At 46.3% G+C, this 15,706-nt stretch carries 17 protein-coding genes; 12 read left to right on the top strand and 5 right to left on the bottom strand.

Features of this window, described 5'->3' with window-relative positions; all coding sequences use genetic code 11:
* The first annotated feature begins 3 nt into the window (after positions 1 to 3).
* The 10 genes from gspE to ACE1OE_RS18600 all read left to right on the top strand — a co-directional run bounded on the left by gspE (position 4) and on the right by ACE1OE_RS18600 (position 8,464).
* Entirely contained in the window at positions 4 to 1,488 is a 1,485-nt protein-coding gene (gspE, locus tag ACE1OE_RS18645; protein ID WP_449211925.1) for a type II secretion system ATPase GspE, read from the top strand.
* A complete protein-coding gene (gspF, locus tag ACE1OE_RS18640) occupies positions 1,489 to 2,718 on the top strand; it encodes a type II secretion system inner membrane protein GspF (RefSeq protein WP_372062957.1) in 1,230 nt (409 codons plus the stop codon).
* 62 nt (positions 2,719 to 2,780) lie between these two features.
* A complete protein-coding gene (gene gspG / locus ACE1OE_RS18635) occupies positions 2,781 to 3,224 on the top strand; it encodes a type II secretion system major pseudopilin GspG (RefSeq protein WP_102470953.1) in 444 nt (147 codons plus the stop codon).
* Positions 3,225 to 3,277: 53 nt separating this feature from the next.
* Complete coding sequence (gspH, locus tag ACE1OE_RS18630) at positions 3,278 to 3,880, top strand: type II secretion system minor pseudopilin GspH (RefSeq protein WP_372062956.1); 603 nt, start codon at positions 3,278 to 3,280, stop codon at positions 3,878 to 3,880.
* Positions 3,849 to 4,220 (top strand): type II secretion system minor pseudopilin GspI, encoded by a 372-nt coding sequence (gene gspI / locus ACE1OE_RS18625; RefSeq protein ID WP_372062955.1) that lies wholly within the window; start codon positions 3,849 to 3,851, stop codon positions 4,218 to 4,220. Before gspH ends, gspI begins: the two co-directional genes overlap by 32 nt.
* Positions 4,221 to 4,272: 52 nt before the next feature.
* A complete protein-coding gene (gspJ, locus tag ACE1OE_RS18620) occupies positions 4,273 to 4,971 on the top strand; it encodes a type II secretion system minor pseudopilin GspJ (protein WP_449211932.1) in 699 nt (232 codons plus the stop codon).
* On the top strand, positions 4,968 to 5,999 hold the full coding sequence (gene gspK / locus ACE1OE_RS18615; RefSeq protein ID WP_449211924.1) for a type II secretion system minor pseudopilin GspK: 1,032 nt from the start codon (positions 4,968 to 4,970) through the stop codon (positions 5,997 to 5,999). Before gspJ ends, gspK begins: the two co-directional genes overlap by 4 nt.
* Positions 5,968 to 7,203 (top strand): type II secretion system protein GspL, encoded by a 1,236-nt coding sequence (gene gspL, locus ACE1OE_RS18610; protein ID WP_449211923.1) that lies wholly within the window; start codon positions 5,968 to 5,970, stop codon positions 7,201 to 7,203. Before gspK ends, gspL begins: the two co-directional genes overlap by 32 nt.
* Positions 7,204 to 7,211: 8 nt before the next feature.
* Entirely contained in the window at positions 7,212 to 7,706 is a 495-nt protein-coding gene (locus tag ACE1OE_RS18605; protein ID WP_372062952.1) for a type II secretion system protein M, read from the top strand.
* Positions 7,706 to 8,464, top strand: coding sequence for a type II secretion system protein N (locus ACE1OE_RS18600; protein WP_449211922.1), 759 nt, complete (start codon positions 7,706 to 7,708; stop codon positions 8,462 to 8,464). Before ACE1OE_RS18605 ends, ACE1OE_RS18600 begins: the two co-directional genes overlap by 1 nt.
* A gap of 98 nt (positions 8,465 to 8,562) precedes the next feature.
* Here the strand turns inward: ACE1OE_RS18600 and cysQ are convergent, their stop codons facing one another.
* The 4 genes from cysQ to ACE1OE_RS18580 all read right to left on the bottom strand — a co-directional run bounded on the left by cysQ (position 8,563) and on the right by ACE1OE_RS18580 (position 11,459).
* Positions 8,563 to 9,390 carry a 3'(2'),5'-bisphosphate nucleotidase CysQ gene (gene cysQ / locus ACE1OE_RS18595; RefSeq protein WP_102470960.1) on the bottom strand — a complete coding sequence of 276 codons (828 nt, stop codon included), beginning with the start codon at positions 9,388 to 9,390 and terminating at the stop codon, positions 8,563 to 8,565.
* Position 9,391: 1 nt separating this feature from the next.
* Positions 9,392 to 9,949: an ADP compounds hydrolase NudE gene (gene nudE / locus ACE1OE_RS18590; protein ID WP_372062949.1), complete on the bottom strand. Its 558-nt coding sequence runs from the start codon at positions 9,947 to 9,949 to the stop codon at positions 9,392 to 9,394.
* A gap of 276 nt (positions 9,950 to 10,225) precedes the next feature.
* On the bottom strand, positions 10,226 to 10,813 hold the full coding sequence (gene nfuA, locus ACE1OE_RS18585; RefSeq protein ID WP_102470962.1) for a Fe-S biogenesis protein NfuA: 588 nt from the start codon (positions 10,811 to 10,813) through the stop codon (positions 10,226 to 10,228).
* Positions 10,814 to 10,922: 109 nt separating this feature from the next.
* Positions 10,923 to 11,459, bottom strand: coding sequence for a ComF family protein (locus ACE1OE_RS18580; protein ID WP_241907203.1), 537 nt, complete (start codon positions 11,457 to 11,459; stop codon positions 10,923 to 10,925).
* A gap of 231 nt (positions 11,460 to 11,690) precedes the next feature.
* On the opposite strand from ACE1OE_RS18580, the gene bioH reads away from it, so the two are divergent.
* Together bioH and ACE1OE_RS18570 are read left to right on the top strand one after the other, a co-directional pair.
* Positions 11,691 to 12,467, top strand: coding sequence for a pimeloyl-ACP methyl ester esterase BioH (gene bioH, locus ACE1OE_RS18575; RefSeq protein ID WP_102470964.1), 777 nt, complete (start codon positions 11,691 to 11,693; stop codon positions 12,465 to 12,467).
* Positions 12,468 to 12,778: 311 nt separating this feature from the next.
* Complete coding sequence (locus tag ACE1OE_RS18570) at positions 12,779 to 13,228, top strand: ATP-dependent Lon protease (RefSeq protein ID WP_102470965.1); 450 nt, start codon at positions 12,779 to 12,781, stop codon at positions 13,226 to 13,228.
* 51 nt (positions 13,229 to 13,279) lie between these two features.
* Here the strand turns inward: ACE1OE_RS18570 and ACE1OE_RS18565 are convergent, their stop codons facing one another.
* A complete protein-coding gene (locus tag ACE1OE_RS18565) occupies positions 13,280 to 15,598 on the bottom strand; it encodes a Tex family protein (RefSeq protein WP_449211921.1) in 2,319 nt (772 codons plus the stop codon).
* Positions 15,599 to 15,706 lie beyond the last annotated feature (108 nt).

The raw sequence follows: 15,706 nt of genomic DNA, 5'->3' as shown, positions 1-15,706 counted from the left end.
GTGATGGCGTTTCGTCCTTTAGTTACTCGGTTACCGTTTAGTTTTGCTAATCGCTTTAAGGTGGTCTTTGAGTCCACAGAGTCAACAGCGGTGCTGTTTTATGTTGAACCTCTGGCTTTAAATGCCTTGCAAGAAGTGAAGCGAGTGTATCGCCAATCTTTTGAATTGCAGTCACTACCTGCCGATCAATTTGAAACCAAGTTGACGCAAGCGTATCAACGTGACTCTTCAGAGGCTCGACAGTTAATGGAAGACATTGGTGCGGATAGCGATGATTTCTTTTCACTAGCGGAAGAGTTGCCTCAAGACGAGGACTTATTGGAGTCAGAAGATGATGCACCGATTATTAAATTGATCAACGCCATGCTTGGTGAGGCAATTAAAGAAGGGGCGTCTGACATCCATATCGAATCGTTTGAAAAAGTACTCTCGATTCGTTTTCGGGTCGACGGCGTATTGCGAGATGTCCTTGCGCCTAGCCGAAAACTGGCGCCGCTGCTCGTGTCTCGAGTTAAGGTCATGGCGAAATTGGATATTGCAGAAAAGCGTGTCCCGCAGGATGGTCGTATCTCATTACGCATCGGCGGCCGAGCGGTCGATGTCCGAGTCTCCACCATGCCTTCGTCACACGGTGAGCGTGTCGTGATGCGTTTGCTTGACAAGAATGCCACGCGTCTTGATTTGCACAGTCTTGGTATGACAGCCGTTAATCACGACCATTTCCGTCAGCTGATACAACGGCCTCATGGCATTATCTTAGTCACCGGGCCAACAGGCTCGGGTAAGTCCACGACTTTGTATGCAGGTTTGCAAGAGATCAACAGCAATGAGCGCAACATCCTTACGGTAGAAGACCCAATAGAATTTGATATTGATGGTATTGGACAAACACAGGTTAACCCAAAGGTCGACATGACCTTTGCGCGTGGCTTACGTGCGATCTTACGTCAAGACCCTGATGTCGTCATGGTAGGGGAAATTCGTGACTTAGAGACGGCCCAAATTGGTGTTCAAGCCTCATTAACCGGTCACTTAGTTATGTCTACATTGCATACCAATACCGCTGTTGGTGCCATTACTCGTATGCGAGATATGGGCATTGAGCCCTTTCTTATCTCTTCGTCACTACTGGGGGTGTTAGCCCAGCGACTTGTCCGTACGTTATGTAAAGACTGCAAAGTGCCTTACGAAGCGGATGCACAGACGAAAAAACTGTTTGCAATGACCGAGGCAGAAGTGCTGACTCTCTTTAAACCCGTCGGGTGCGATAAGTGTAATCAGAAGGGATACAGAGGTCGTACTGGTATCCATGAGCTATTGATCGTTGATGACGAAGTTCAAGCGCTTATTCATAACGAAGCGGGTGAACAAGCGATTGAGAAAGCGGTACGTAATTACACACCAAGTATTCGTGACGATGGGCTTAGTAAAGTTAAGCGCGGTATGACCTCCCTCGAAGAGGTTATGCGTGTGACAAAGGAAGCGTAAGTGGCGGCATTTGAATATAAGGCCTTGAACGCGAAAGGCAAACAAACCAAAGGACTCATTGAGGGCGATAACGCGAGGCAAGTTCGTCAGCGCCTTAAAGAACAAGGCATGATGCCGATAGATGTGGTTGAGGTCAGCCAAAAGGCCAATCGCAGCACAAAAGGGGAGGTCGCTAAGCCTACATTTAAGCGCGGTATCAGTACAACCGACTTAGCCTTGATTACCCGTCAGCTGTCTACCCTAGTCCAATCGGGAATGCCGCTCGAGGAATGTTTGAAAGCGGTTTCTGAGCAATCAGAAAAACCAAGAATTCGTACCATGCTTGCCGCTATTCGCGCTAAGGTCACTGAGGGCTACACGCTGTCGGATAGCCTCGCTGATTACCCGCATGTCTTTGATGAACTTTTTCGTTCAATGGTGGCGGCGGGCGAAAAGTCGGGGCACCTTGATTCGATATTAGAGCGCCTAGCAGACTATGCGGAAAATAGGCAGAAGCTTCGCTCTAAATTGCTACAAGCCATGATTTATCCCGTGGTATTAGTGGTATTTGCGGTCGCCATTGTGGCTTTTTTATTGGCGGCAGTGGTACCAAAAATCATTGGGCAGTTTGTTCAAATGGGACAAGAACTGCCGAAATCGACACAGTTTTTGTTGTCGTCGAGCGATTTTATTCAAAACTGGGGATTGGTGTTATTAATTGGTTTTATCATCGTGATGTACGTGATAAAAGCCGCGCTGCGCCGTCCAGCGATCAGGATGAGTTGGGATACCAAGGTTCTTAATCTTCCGCTTATCGGTAAGATCGCACGAGGGTTGAATACCTCTCGATTTGCTCGGACGTTGTCGATTTGTACCTCAAGCGCTATCCCTATTTTGGATGGTATGAAGGTATCGGTCGATGTCATGACCAACCATTTTGCTAAAAAACAGGTATCGATTGCAGCGGATAACGTAAGAGAAGGCGCGAGTTTGCGTAAAGCACTTGAACAGACAAAACTCTTTCCGCCTATGATGTTGCATATGATTGCCAGTGGAGAACAAAGTGGTGAACTAGAAAACATGCTGACGCGTGCGGCTGATAATCAGGATCAAAATTTTGAATCAACGATTAACATCGCGCTGGGGATATTTACGCCAGCGTTGATTGCACTAATGGCCGGTTTAGTGCTGTTTATCGTGATGGCAACACTGATGCCAATATTGGCAATGAACAATTTAATGTCTGGGTAATCTAACCACACAGACAAAACAGATATGACCTCGTGTACGAGGTGTTTTCCTTGGAGTACTAAATGAAACAAAAAATGAAAAAACAAGCGGGTTTTACCTTACTTGAAGTGATGGTCGTGGTCGTTATTTTAGGTGTATTGGCGAGTTTTGTTGTTCCCAATTTACTCGGTAACAAAGAAAAGGCCGATCAGCAAAAAGCGATCACTGATATTGTTGCACTAGAAAATGCATTGGATATGTATAAGCTCGACAACAGCATCTACCCAACCACAGATCAAGGCTTAGAGGCGCTAGTGACTAAGCCAGGTAACCCTGAACCTCGTAATTACCGCGACGGTGGTTATATTCGTCGTTTACCAAGCGATCCTTGGGGCAATGATTATCAATACTTAAGCCCTGGCGATAAAGGCACCATCGATGTCTTTACACTTGGTGCTGATGGTCAAGAAGGGGGCGAGGGTGTCGCGGCTGATATTGGTAACTGGAATCTACAAGACTTTCAGTAATACGTCTGGTAATAGAGCGCAGAGGCGCTCTATTACTTGTTGAGTGGTAGTTGATGCGTCCTTTACATTCCTTTCGTTCCGGCTTTACGTTACTAGAGATCCTTTTAGTGCTTGTGCTGCTTTCGCTCAGTGCGGTAGCGGTGATCGCGTCAATACCTCCCAAGCAAGATAACCAAATAAAAGAAGAAGCTCAGCGTTTATTCCAAAGACTTCAGTTATTCAATGAAGAAGCGATGTTGTCTGGCAAAGATTTTGGAATTAGGGTTGATGAAGAGCAGCGTCGATATGTTTTCTTAGAGTTGAAGCCTGAAGGCTGGGAAAAAATTGCGCTAAAAAAAATCCCAGAAGAGACTACGCTGCCAGATGGTTTAACCATCCGACTTGATCTCAGCAGTGGGGTGTGGGGAACGGACGATCGTCTTTTTGAACCCACGTCTTTGTTTGATGAAGATATGTTTGCGGATGTAGAGAAAACGAAAAAGCCAGAGAAGCCACCGCAGATATTTATTTTATCAAGCGGTGAATTTACCCCAGGTGTCTTTGTGCTCGCACCTAAAAATCAAGCAAAGAAGACGCTGACTTGGCACGTTCAAATTAAAGAAAATGGTGTGGTTCAAGCGTTAGATGATAGGGACTGGAATGATGAAAAACGTTAGAGGTATGACGTTACTTGAGGTCCTTGTTGCACTGGCTATTTTTGCAACTGCGGCGATTGCGGTCGTGCGCTCTGTGTCTCAGCATATCAATACATTAAGCTATCTAGAAGAGAAAACCTTTGCCGCGATGGTGGTTGATAATCAAATGGCTAAGGTGATGCTCGATACTGCTACTTTAAAAGCCGCGACGGGCAAAGAAACACTTGCTGGGCGGGAGTGGTTTTGGCGTGTGACGCCCGTGAAGACCTCTGAGGCTCTCCTTAATGCCTTTGATGTGAGTGTTGCGACGGACAAGAAAGCCAGTCCAATAGTCACGGTAAGGAGTTATGTTGCGAAATAGAGTGCAAGCCAATAAAACATGCTTACGTTATCCGTTAGGTTGTGACCTAAGAATGAGTAAAGAAAGGCTGATAAACACACATCGAAGAGCGATACGTGGCTTTACGCTCATTGAGGTGTTAGTGGCTATGGCTATCTTTGCCAGCTTAAGTGTTGCGGCCTATCAGGTTGTGAATCAGGTGCAGCGCAGCAATGAACTGTCTCAAGAGCGCAGTACGCGTTTACAAGAAGTTCAGCGAGCGTTCGTCTACCTGGATAGTGACTTTCGACAAATGGCATTACGACAGTTTCGTCATGAGGGAGAGGTCGCATCATCTCGCTTGATTCTCTGGCAACAAAACTTGCTAGACTCGGATGAAAAAGGCGTGCTGTTTACCCGTTCTGGCTGGATAAACCCTCAAGGTCAATTTCCTCGCGGAGAGGTGGCGAAGATTGGCTATCGTATCAAAGACAATCAGTTGCAAAGGCTATGGTGGCGATACCCCGATACGAGCGTCGGAGAGTTACCGGTAGAGCGATCTATTTTAACTAAGGTAACGGCTTTGGATATGCGTTTTTACAACGGTGAGACATGGCTGAAAGATTGGCAACAAGACCTTGTGCTACCTCAAGCGGTTGAGATCAAGCTAGAACTTGAAGACTATGGTGAAATTACTCGAATTTATCTGACACCGAATGGCACTCTTGGATCGTCATCTGGTGGTGCGAACCAAGGTGGAAATAGTGGCAATGAAGGCGGCGGCAACTCATGATTCCGAAGCGATCTCATTCCTCTCCACAAAAAGGTGTCGCACTGATAGTGATTTTATTGCTACTGGCCATTATGGTATCGATAGCCGCGACAATGTCTGAGCGTTTGTTTAGCCAATTTATCAGGGCCAATAATCAGATTAATTATCAACAGGCCTACTGGTATTCGATTGGTGTTGAAGCTTTGGCTGAGGTGGCAATTAAAGAAAGCTTTAAAGACAATAAAGACAGCATTAATCTTAATCAGCCTTGGGCTATTGAAGAGCGAACCTACCCGTTAGATTATGGTGAGGCCACTGGGCATATTGTGGATATGCAGTCGTGTTTTAATGTGAACGCCTTATCCAGTGTTGCCCCGAATGCCAATAGCAACACAAAGCCATTTTTGGTGCAGTTTTTTCAAAGATTACTCGAGCAATATGATGTCGAGAATTACCAAGCAGAGCAGATTGCTGATTCAACCTGGGAATTCGTCAATAAAGAAACAACAGTGAGATCAGTATCCGGTGTTGGAGATAGTTATTACGAGTCGCTATCTCCTGCTTATATGAGTGCGAATGGATTATTGTCTGATCGCTCGGAGCTTCGTGCGATCAACCAAATGAACGGCGATGTGATGCTTAAATTAGGGACAGCAATATGTGCACTCCCGATTGCGACATGGCAATTGAATGTAAATACACTCGCAGTTGAAGATGCTGATCTGCTGGTGGCACTATTTTCGCCAAATCTCTCGCGAGACAATGCGTTGCAGCTGCTGGAAAATAGACCTTTTGATGGTTGGTCTGGTATTGATAAATTTTTTGCCGAATCACAAATGGGAAGCGTGAGCGAGAATACTCGCAAACAAGCTTCGCAATATTTGTCGGTCGATAGTGTGTATTTTGAGCTTGATGCTCAGGTGGTGGTTGATGAATCACGACTGAGATTGAGAACGTTGTTTTATAGCGAAGACAGAAAAGAAGTGGCGGTAGTACGTCGTCGATTTGGAGGATTGAGTGAGCGAGTTCTTAACCGTTCGACTGAATAGTCAGCCGAATAGTCCAGTTCACTGGGCTGTGTGGTCGACTGGACAAAAGGAAGTCATAGCCAGTGGAGAGCTGGAGAGTCTTGAGCAACTAGAAAACATCAAAGAGTACGCTCAACAGCGAGTGACGTTACTCATTCTATGTTCTCAAGATGTCCATTTTTCAGACGTTGAGATCCCAGCAGGGGCGACTCGCCAGTTTGAAACTATGTTGCCTTATTTAATTGAGGATGACATCGCCCAAGATGTGGATGATTTACATTTTTCTATACTGCATAAACAGAGCGGTCAAGCCATGGTCTGTGCCGTAGATAGAGCCTATCTACTTCAAGTGCTCGCAAGCTTCTCAGCGTGTGGTATTGAGGTGAAAAAGGTGGTACCAGATGTATTAGCGCTACCTGAGTTACCATCGATTAGTGCGATTGAATTAAGTGGGCAGTGGTTATTTAGAACCAGCCAATGGGCGGGCATGGTGGTGGACAAGCCATGGCTTTCAGCGGTGATTGAGTCGGATTACTTGTCCACTGTATCGGACGACACTGAAAACAAAACGATTACTGTGGATGTGTATTCAGAACTCAGTGATGAAATGTTGCGTGGTTCACCTCATATAACCTGGCAACCTGCACCGATTGAGATGCCGATGGCACTTTTGTCGCAAGGCGCGGTTGATAGTACCGCAACATTGTTGACGGGAGACCTAAAACCTAAAACATCGTTTATTAAATACTGGAAAGTATGGCAGAAAGTTGTGATTGCAGCAGGTATTTTACTGGTTGCGCTGATCGCAGAGCAAGTTGCCTTGGTTAGCCAATATGAATCACAGGCTGTGGCGTACCGGGCTGAAAGTGAGCGTATCTTCCGGTCCGTTTTTCCTGATAAGAAACGGATACCTACTGTCAGCTACCTTAAAAGACAGATGCAAGATGAGCTGACGAAGCTTGGTGGTTCTGGTATTTCAAGCGGCTCTGCGCTGGAATGGCTAGCAAAACTCCCTGATACGATTGGACAAGTAAATGGAATGCAAGTCATGAGCTTTACCTTTGACGGCAATCGCAATGAAGTTAGGTTGAGTGTCACCAGCCGAGATTTTGAAAGCTTTGAATCGGCTAAGGTCAAGCTTGAGACTCAGTTTGAGGTGTCGCAAGGCCCATTGAATCGCAATGGCGAACTGGTGATGGGCAACTTTGTCTTGAAGAATAAGTAGGTCGAAAGATGAAAGGATTACTATTAACAGCGCAGAGCTGGTGGATATCAATCAGTCAGCGAGAGCAGCGGCTCGTTATGGTGTGCTCAGCGCTTCTTGTTCTCGGTATTATTTACTGGGGCATTCTCTCTCCTTTTGCTGTGCGTACGGAGTTGGCGCAGTCACGAATACAGTCTGAAAAACAGTTGTTATCCTGGGTGAAAGAACAGGCTGACCAGATTAGTGAGAAACGTCAGGCTGGTGGTGTAGTGGTCTCAAAACAAGCATTGAACCAAATAATTACCTCTTCGACGGGGCGTTTCAATGTTGAGCTGATTCGAATGCAGCCAAGAGGTGATGAGCTTCAGGTGTGGATCAAACCGATTCCTTTTGAATTCTATGTCAACTGGTTGTTTTATCTTCAAGAGACGCATGGCGTTAACGTTGAGATTATGGATATCGATAAGGCTGACCAAAGCGGTGTTATCGAAGTGAATCGCTTGCAGTTTAAGAGGGGCGGTTAATGAAGCGTGCGATAAAATACGTGGTTGTCGCTACGACCATCTTTACAGCCAGTGTGATTTATCATGCACCGGCCCAAGTGGTATTGAGCGTGGCATCGCTGCCACCATCACTGGTTATTGATGGTACTGAAGGCACTATATGGCAAGGTAGAGCACAAAATGTGACTTACCAACATCAGCAGCTAGGCGAAGTGAGTTGGCATTTTTCATGGTCAAGCTTACTGACGTTATCACCCGAATATGCGGTGCGATTTGGTCGTGGTAGTACGCTTGGTATTGCCGGTAAAGGGAACGTGGGTATCAACTTTTCTGGTCCTTATGTTCATACGTTGTTGGCATCTCTTCCCGCGGAAAGTGTACTTGATATCTACACGCCACCGGTGCCAGTCAATGCGGGAGGACAGTTCGAGCTTGCTATACGCTCTTTGCAATATCAATCACCTTGGTGCGGTTCAGGTGACGGCTCGCTCTCCTGGAATGCTGGTTATGTAGAAACACCCGTTGGGAGTTTGAGCTTTGGGCCTACGGTTGTTGATCTCACCTGTAACGATAGCGTTCTATCAGCGAAGGGTGGACAAAGCAGCGCTCAAGTATCGAGTGAGTTTACTGGAGAGCTAAAGCCGAGCCGAGAGTATGATTCACAAGCTTGGTTTAAGCCGGGCTCTGACTTCCCTAATTCAATGAAGCAGCAACTCAAATGGTTAGGTAATCCGGATAATGAAGGTCGATATTCATTTATTTACAAAGGGCGTTTTTAGGGGGCCTAGGCTGAATAAGTGATGGGTTGGATGTCATAGCAAAGGCGGTGTATACCGCCTTTTTGTATTTTGTCTGCGCTATAAGTGAGGCTCAGTCACTACTGAGCAATAAGAATTGAATCCCAAGGCAAGGCCTGATCACCAATAACAATGAAGTTGGGGTTTTCTAGGGTTTCACGTAAGTTGTAAGATAACGGCGTGAGGTGTGTGCTCAGTATTGCTCCCCCAGCTTCCTGTACGATACATTGTGTGGCTGCGGTATCCCATTCGCCAGTTGGTCCCAGTCTTAGGTAGCAATCGACAGCCCCTTCAGCAACTAAGCAGGCTTTTAGGGCCGCAGACCCTAATGGTACTAGGTCGTAATTCCACGCATTACTCATCTTTTCAGTAATGCGATTAATATTTTGTCGACGACTAATCGCGATAGAGATGGATTGATTGGCCATTTCATGAGTGTGTATGTTAATCCTCAAATTTTCATCCATCTCAGGAATTTTCCACGCACCTTTACCTTGATAGGCATAGTAAGTCACACCAGAAACCGGTGCGTAGACCACCCCCATAATAGGTTGATTATCACGTACCAAGGCGATAATTGTCGCAAAATCACCGCTTCTAGCAATAAACTCCTGAGTGCCATCAAGAGGGTCGACGAGCCAGTACTCTTGCCACTGAGAGCGTTGTTCTAAGCTAACGTCGGCATCTTCTTCCGATAAGATCGGAATGTCAGGAGTCAGTTGCGAAAGTTGTTCAAGTATGAGTTTGTGCGCCGCTAAATCCGCACTGGTTACAGGGGTGTCGTTGTCCTTGGTGTAAGACTCATACTCATTTTTTTCATAGATATCGAGAATCAGTTGTCCAGCTGAGCGAGCAATATCGATGACATCTGGAATGTGATGAGAAAGGTCAGGTTTGAAATTCGTCACGTTACAGCCCTAGTGTTGGTTTCATTTTGAGCATCAGCAGTAGAGCCGTGATGCAACGAGCTTCTGAGAAATCTAAATGTGTGAGTAATTCATCGGCTTGAGCGAGGGGCCATTTGACTATTTCTAATGGTTCTGGCTCATCACCCTCCAGCTTTTCTGGATAGAGATCCTGCGCCACGAACAGCGTCATGCGACTCGAAAAGTAGGAAGGCGCTAAAATGACTTCTTTGAGTGGTGTTAAAGAATGAGCACCAAATCCAATTTCTTCTTTAAGCTCTCTTATTGCCGCTTGGTCCGCAGACTCGCCCTCATCAACTAACCCTTTGGGAAAGCCTAGCTCATAGCGCTCGGTGCCAGCTGCGTACTCGCGCACTAATAAAAGATCCCCATGTTCAGTAATCGGAACCATCATGACCGCATTCCGGCCGCTTGGCTTCATGCGTTCGTAGGTTCGCTTAACCCCGTTTGAAAACTGTAAATCTAGCGCTTCGATTTTAAACAATCTAGATTCAGCAACGGTTTTTTGGGCTAAGATTTCGGGTCCTTGCTTGGACGACATGGGTATTCTCCTTAGCATTGCGCGACGACATATAGATATTGAGCCCATAGCGCAGTATTTATTGTAGTGGTTAATATATACCTAACTAACTTCAAGATGCTAGGTTAAGCAACAATTACTTATCGTTGGTATCTTGTTTGAGATGGATGCGTTGCGTTACGCCTGATTGTTAATACACGAATATCGACGTATAAAAAACGGAGCGTAAAGATAAACCTTACGCTCCGTTCATTGTGTCGGTGATTTACTCAAGGGTAAATCGTTCAGAGATTGACTCTAGTAGTAAGAGTGCTCGCCGCGATCGTGCTCTGTTACATCACGGACGGCGCTTAGCTCACCTGAGAACTCTTCTAGCAGTTGCTTCTCAATGCCTTCTTTTAGAGTGACATCGACCATCGAGCAACCGTTGCACCCACCACCAAACTGAACAATGGCGACGCCCTGGTCTGTGATTTCCATTAGGTTGACATGACCACCATGACCTGCAAGTTGTGGGTTCACTTGTGTTTGAATTGCGTATTCAACACGCTCCATTAATGACGCATCATCGGAGACTTTACGCATCTTAGCATTAGGTGCTTTAAGCGTGAGCTGAGAGCCCATTTTGTCCGTTACGAAATCAATTTCAGCGTCCTCAAGGAAAGGAAGAGAAAGCTCATCGACATACGCCGTTAAGATCTCGTATTTAAATTCTGTATCGTTGCTTTCAATGGCTTCTGGTGGGCAGTATGACACACCACATTCTGCATTTTGTGTACCTGGGTTCACAACGAACACACGGATGCTGGTACCTTCAGGCTGTTGAGCCAGAAGTTTTGAAAAGTGACTCTGTGCACTTTCTGTAATAGTAATTGGATTTGACACGACGAATACCCGAGTAAATATGTAGGTTATTGCCGCTATTCTACTCTTGAACTAAGCGGAAGCCAAAATTATTTGTTCACTGTCTGTACAGGACATCGAGTGAGCAAAATCAGTTTGGTGTGCGGCACAGACAGTAAATATCAATTTTTTCTACGCCCACTTCAAGTAATAATTCACTTAAATGTTTAACTGTAGCGCCAGTTGTGACCACATCATCAATAATGGCGACGTGTTTAGCGTGTGGTGCTTGTTGTAATGAGAAGGCGCGACGCACATTTTTTTGCCTTGATTTTCGGTCTAATGACTTTTGTTTTGGTGTGTTGAGGTGTTTTTTAAAGACTTGTTGCTGAACCTGACTATCTGGGCAAGCCGCGCTGAGTTGTTGTGCCATCATTTCACTTAGATTAAAGCCACGCCAAAGCTCTTGATACCACACCATTGGAACGGAGATAAGCACTGGTGCCGGTTTAGGCACGTGTTGTTGCAACATCTTAATAAAAGGTGGGAGTAGCCAGAATTGGCGCTGTTGTTTTATTTTTTGAATAAATAATGAAAGTGGATATCGGTAGTCGCCGACGCACTGCATGGTATGCCAAGGTGGTGGTGATTTGAGGCATTGGCCACAGAGGCGTGATTCATGAGACAAAGGTAAGGCACATTGTGTACATCGTGGTGCGCTTTGATCCAAATAGTGTTGGCAATAATGACACCATAGGTTATGCCCTAATGAGTGGGTTATGCTGAAGCCACAAATATAGCAACGCTTACGTATTAGAATAGTATTGCGCATTATGATGGTGCCAGTTGACGTTTGTGAGATAGTGATTAGCATGAAGGAAAATGAAGTAAACAAAGTTGGAAATCAGTAGGAGAGAATGTGAGTCAAGATGTGAAAGTTCACTGGCAAACTGATGGGCAAGGCCCGGACCTTGTTTTAGTCCACGGTTGGGGAATGAATGGTGCTGTTTGGGAGCAATGTACGCAACGCCTGAAAGGCTGTTTTACGGTACATACCGTTGACCTTCCTGGTTACGGATTGAGTTGCGACGTTTCATGTCAGTCACTACCTGAATTGGTCGAGCTTGTTCTACGAGATGCACCTGCGCAGGCTATATGGTTAGGTTGGTCACTAGGTGGTTTGGTTGCGACACAAATTGCGAGTCAACAGCCAGATCGAGTCTCTCAGCTTATTACCTTAGCCAGCTCACCTAAATTCTCTCAGGACTTACCGTGGAAAGGTATAAAAAAAGAGGTGTTGAATGCATTTACAGAGCAGCTTTCAGCTAATTTTTCGCTGACTATTGAGCGGTTTATGGCACTGCAAGCGATGGGAAGCCCAAGCGCACGTAAGGATGTGAAGCAATTAAAAGAAGCGGTATTGTCTCGTCCAGCACCGGCCCAAGAGGCACTCCATTTAGGGCTGGATTGGCTAGGTAATCTTGATTTACGTCCAGTGTTACAAGACCTAGAAATGCCAGTACATCGATGGTACGGACGCCTAGATGGTTTGGTGCCAGTCAATGTCGCCAGTATGCTTAATGATGAGCATCTTGATCACCATAGTCATATTTTTTCTGGGTCATCCCACGCGCCGTTTATTACCGAGTTGGATGCTTTTATCGATCAATTAACCTCGCTAATCGCTAATCGCTAATCGCTAATCGCTAATCGCTAAAGGCATTCTTGACCCTCAGAAAGCCTGAATTCTCGAAAAGCAGTGAGGTAACGTGGTTTTGCTGCTTTTTTATGCTAAATGAGTAAAGGTTTTGGGTAACTTTCCGATACGTTTATTAGACAAACTATAAATGTCATCTTTGTCGTAATGTGATGACGCCGTGAGGCTCATTCGTAAGGGGTGGCAGGGTTTGTGTTTTTCATGGCTTCTTTAAGTCCAGCGCTTAAAGCCCATTTTTTACTAAATTGTGCAGTATTAGTTTTTTCACTCAATAGAAAGGAGAGTGATAAGTGATAGTGTCGCCCAACAGTATTAGTGCCCCCATCGTCGCCTCTTCTGTTAACCCACAGACAGAGCAGGTTGCACGTGATAATAAAGTGCGGGAGCCGATCATCCCTACGGTAGAGCTTGCGAGAACCAATGCAGAGCGGCGACTCAACGAGGAAGAAAAAAGCCGGAAGCGCAATGCTTGGGATCCTGCAGAGCACCCTGAGTATGATGAAGAAGGTGAGCAACGGACATTGGATGACCCGATTGAGCGCTTATTTCACTTACTTTCAATCAATACCTACAGCGCGAGCCAAGGTAAGGGTTACGCCATGCGTTTCAGGTTGCCACCTAAAATATTAGAAGCCGCTATCATGGCTGGGCGTATGGCCAAAAGACGCACCGTGATTCGATATCATTATGGGCATTCGGTTGCCCCTAATACGCCGTCAGATATTATTGCCGTGACATAAAAAAGGAGCACCCACTCGGTACTCCTTTATCATGCTTAAAGACCGCGTGACCTATTTTTTTGCTTTTGCGAAAGCCGCTGCAAAGGCTCCACCCATGGCATTGTCATTAGACTCTGAGCGAGGAGTGCGAGGCTTAGTCGCGGGTTTATGTGTCGGCGTTGATTTTGCGCCGCGTGAGGCTCGGTTGTCTTGCCCAGGCTCGTCGTTCAAGCGCATAGATAGGCCGATTCGTTTACGCGCTGCATCGACTTCCATGACCTTAACCTTAACGATATCTCCGGCTTTGACAACTTCTCTTGGATCCGAGACGTAGCGGTCTGTGAGCGCAGAGATATGCACCAAACCATCTTGGTGCACGCCAATATCGACAAATGCACCGAAATTGGCCACATTGGACACCACGCCTTCCAATATCATTCCCGGTTCTAGGTCTGACACCGCATTAACGCCTTCGGCAAATGTTGCAGTTTTAAACTCAGGTCTTGGATCTCGACCTGGCTTGTCGAGCTCTTTGATGATGTCCGTTACCGTCGGCAGGCCGAAGCTATCGTTGGTATAGTCAACGGCTCTAAGTGAGCTTAAAAACGCACTATCGCCTAGCAACGATTTAATCGGCTTGTTTGTGTGCTCGGCAATGGCTTTAACGACGGGGTAGGCTTCAGGGTGAACGGAGGAAGCATCCAATGGGTTTTTCCCATCCATGATACGTAAGAAACCGGCACACTGTTCGAATGCTTTAGGGCCTAAGCGAGCGACTTTCTTGAGTGTCGTTCGAGCCTCGAATCGGCCATGTTCATCTCGATAATCGACGATATTTTGCGCCAGTGTTGTCGATAGGCCAGCGACTCGGGTTAACAAGGCGGAAGAGGCGGTGTTAACATCCACACCGACGGCGTTTACACAGTCTTCGACAATGGCATCAAGGCGCTTAGCCAGCATGGTTTGACTGACATCGTGCTGGTATTGGCCTACACCGATGGATTTTGGATCAATCTTCACCAACTCAGCGAGCGGGTCTTGTAATCGACGAGCAATCGAGACCGCACCACGCAACGAGACATCCATGTTGGGGAACTCTTTTGCCGCAAGCTCTGATGCAGAATAAACAGAAGCTCCTGCCTCACTCACAATGATTTTCTGAACCTTGTGATTGCCACGTTGAATAACATCAGCAGCAAAACTGTCGCTCTCACGAGAAGCGGTGCCATTGCCAATGGCAATAAGGTCGACATTAAATTTCTTAATCAATTGCTCAATAATATGGGCTGATTTGTCATACTGTTTTTGAGGTACATGAGGGTAAATAACATCGGTTGCCAGTACTTTACCTGTGGCATCAACCACGGCGATTTTACATCCCGTGCGTAAGCCCGGGTCTAGACCTAATGTGGCACGGGGACCGGCCGGCGCGGCCATCAACAGGTCTTTTAGGTTGGTAGCAAACACCTCAATAGCTTCAATTTCTGAGCGCTCTTTTAACGCGCCCATTAGCTCGGTTTCCATATGCATTGACACTTTGATGCGCCATGACCAGCTAATCACCTGCTTACGCCATGCATCGGCGGCAGCCGAGCTTAAGTGAATACCATAATGTTGGGCGATGATACTTTCACAGTAGGATTCACGAACCTTCTCTTCATTCGCTGGGTCGGCGTTAAGAGAGAGTTGCAGGTAACCCTCATTTCGGCCTCTAAGCATGGCAAGTGCTCGGTGAGACGGCACCTTATTAATGCTTTCGTTATGCTCAAAGTAATCTTTGAATTTTTCACCTTCGCTTTCCTTACCCGCGACGACTTTTGATGAGAGCTCAGCATGGCTGGTTAAGTAGCGACGAATTTTCTCAAGTAAGCTGGCATCTTCGGCTATGCGCTCCATGATAATAGCGCGTGCGCCATCTAGGGCTGCCTTGCTATCCGCAATGCCTTTTTCGGAATTGATGTAACCTTGGGCTGTGCTTTCGGGTTCATTATCAGGTTGATTCCATAACAGGTCAGCAAGAGGCTCTAAACCTGCCTCTATGGCAATCTGCCCTTTGGTTCGGCGCTTTGGCTTGTAGGGTAAGTAGAGATCTTCAAGGCGTGTTTTACTGTCAGCCGCGTTGATATCACGAGTTAATGCGTCGGTCAGTTTGCCCTGCTCATTAATCGACTTCAGAATGGTTTGGCGCCTATCGTCAAGCTCTCTTAAATAGCTTAAACGTGAGTCAAGATTACGCAATTGGGTGTCATCAAGTCCCCCGGTGACCTCTTTTCGATAGCGGGCAATAAACGGGACGGTGTTGCCGTCATCAATAAGTGTGACTGCGGCTTCTACTTGCTTTGCACTGACGTTCAGCTCTTTAGCAATTAGTTGACAGATAGCATGGCTCATCCGTGTAATCTCTTTTGTTATGTGAGAGAAAGGAAATATCCTTCCTTTGATATCCTTAGGATATAAGGGCTCGTGGCTAAGTTTGCAATTGCCTCGTCATTTTTCTCC

It is taken from the genome of Vibrio sp. E150_011 (assembly GCF_053544015.1).
The sequence above is the reverse complement of the archived record's forward strand: the minus strand, read 5'-3'. Positions and strand labels throughout refer to the sequence as shown.

Coding starts and splice junctions, on each gene's coding strand:
- gspI (WP_372062955.1), top strand. CDS start 3,849: ATGATAGGGACTGGAATGATGAAAAACGTTAGAGGTATGACGTTACTT.
- gspK (WP_449211924.1), top strand. CDS start 4,968: ATGATTCCGAAGCGATCTCATTCCTCTCCACAAAAAGGTGTCGCACTG.
- gspJ (WP_449211932.1), top strand. CDS start 4,273: ATGAGTAAAGAAAGGCTGATAAACACACATCGAAGAGCGATACGTGGC.
- ACE1OE_RS18605 (WP_372062952.1), top strand. CDS start 7,212: ATGAAAGGATTACTATTAACAGCGCAGAGCTGGTGGATATCAATCAGT.
- ACE1OE_RS18600 (WP_449211922.1), top strand. CDS start 7,706: ATGAAGCGTGCGATAAAATACGTGGTTGTCGCTACGACCATCTTTACA.
- ACE1OE_RS18565 (WP_449211921.1), bottom strand. CDS start 15,598: ATGAGCCATGCTATCTGTCAACTAATTGCTAAAGAGCTGAACGTCAGT.
- gspG (WP_102470953.1), top strand. CDS start 2,781: ATGAAACAAAAAATGAAAAAACAAGCGGGTTTTACCTTACTTGAAGTG.
- gspE (WP_449211925.1), top strand. CDS start 4: ATGGCGTTTCGTCCTTTAGTTACTCGGTTACCGTTTAGTTTTGCTAAT.
- gspH (WP_372062956.1), top strand. CDS start 3,278: ATGCGTCCTTTACATTCCTTTCGTTCCGGCTTTACGTTACTAGAGATC.
- nudE (WP_372062949.1), bottom strand. CDS start 9,949: ATGTCGTCCAAGCAAGGACCCGAAATCTTAGCCCAAAAAACCGTTGCT.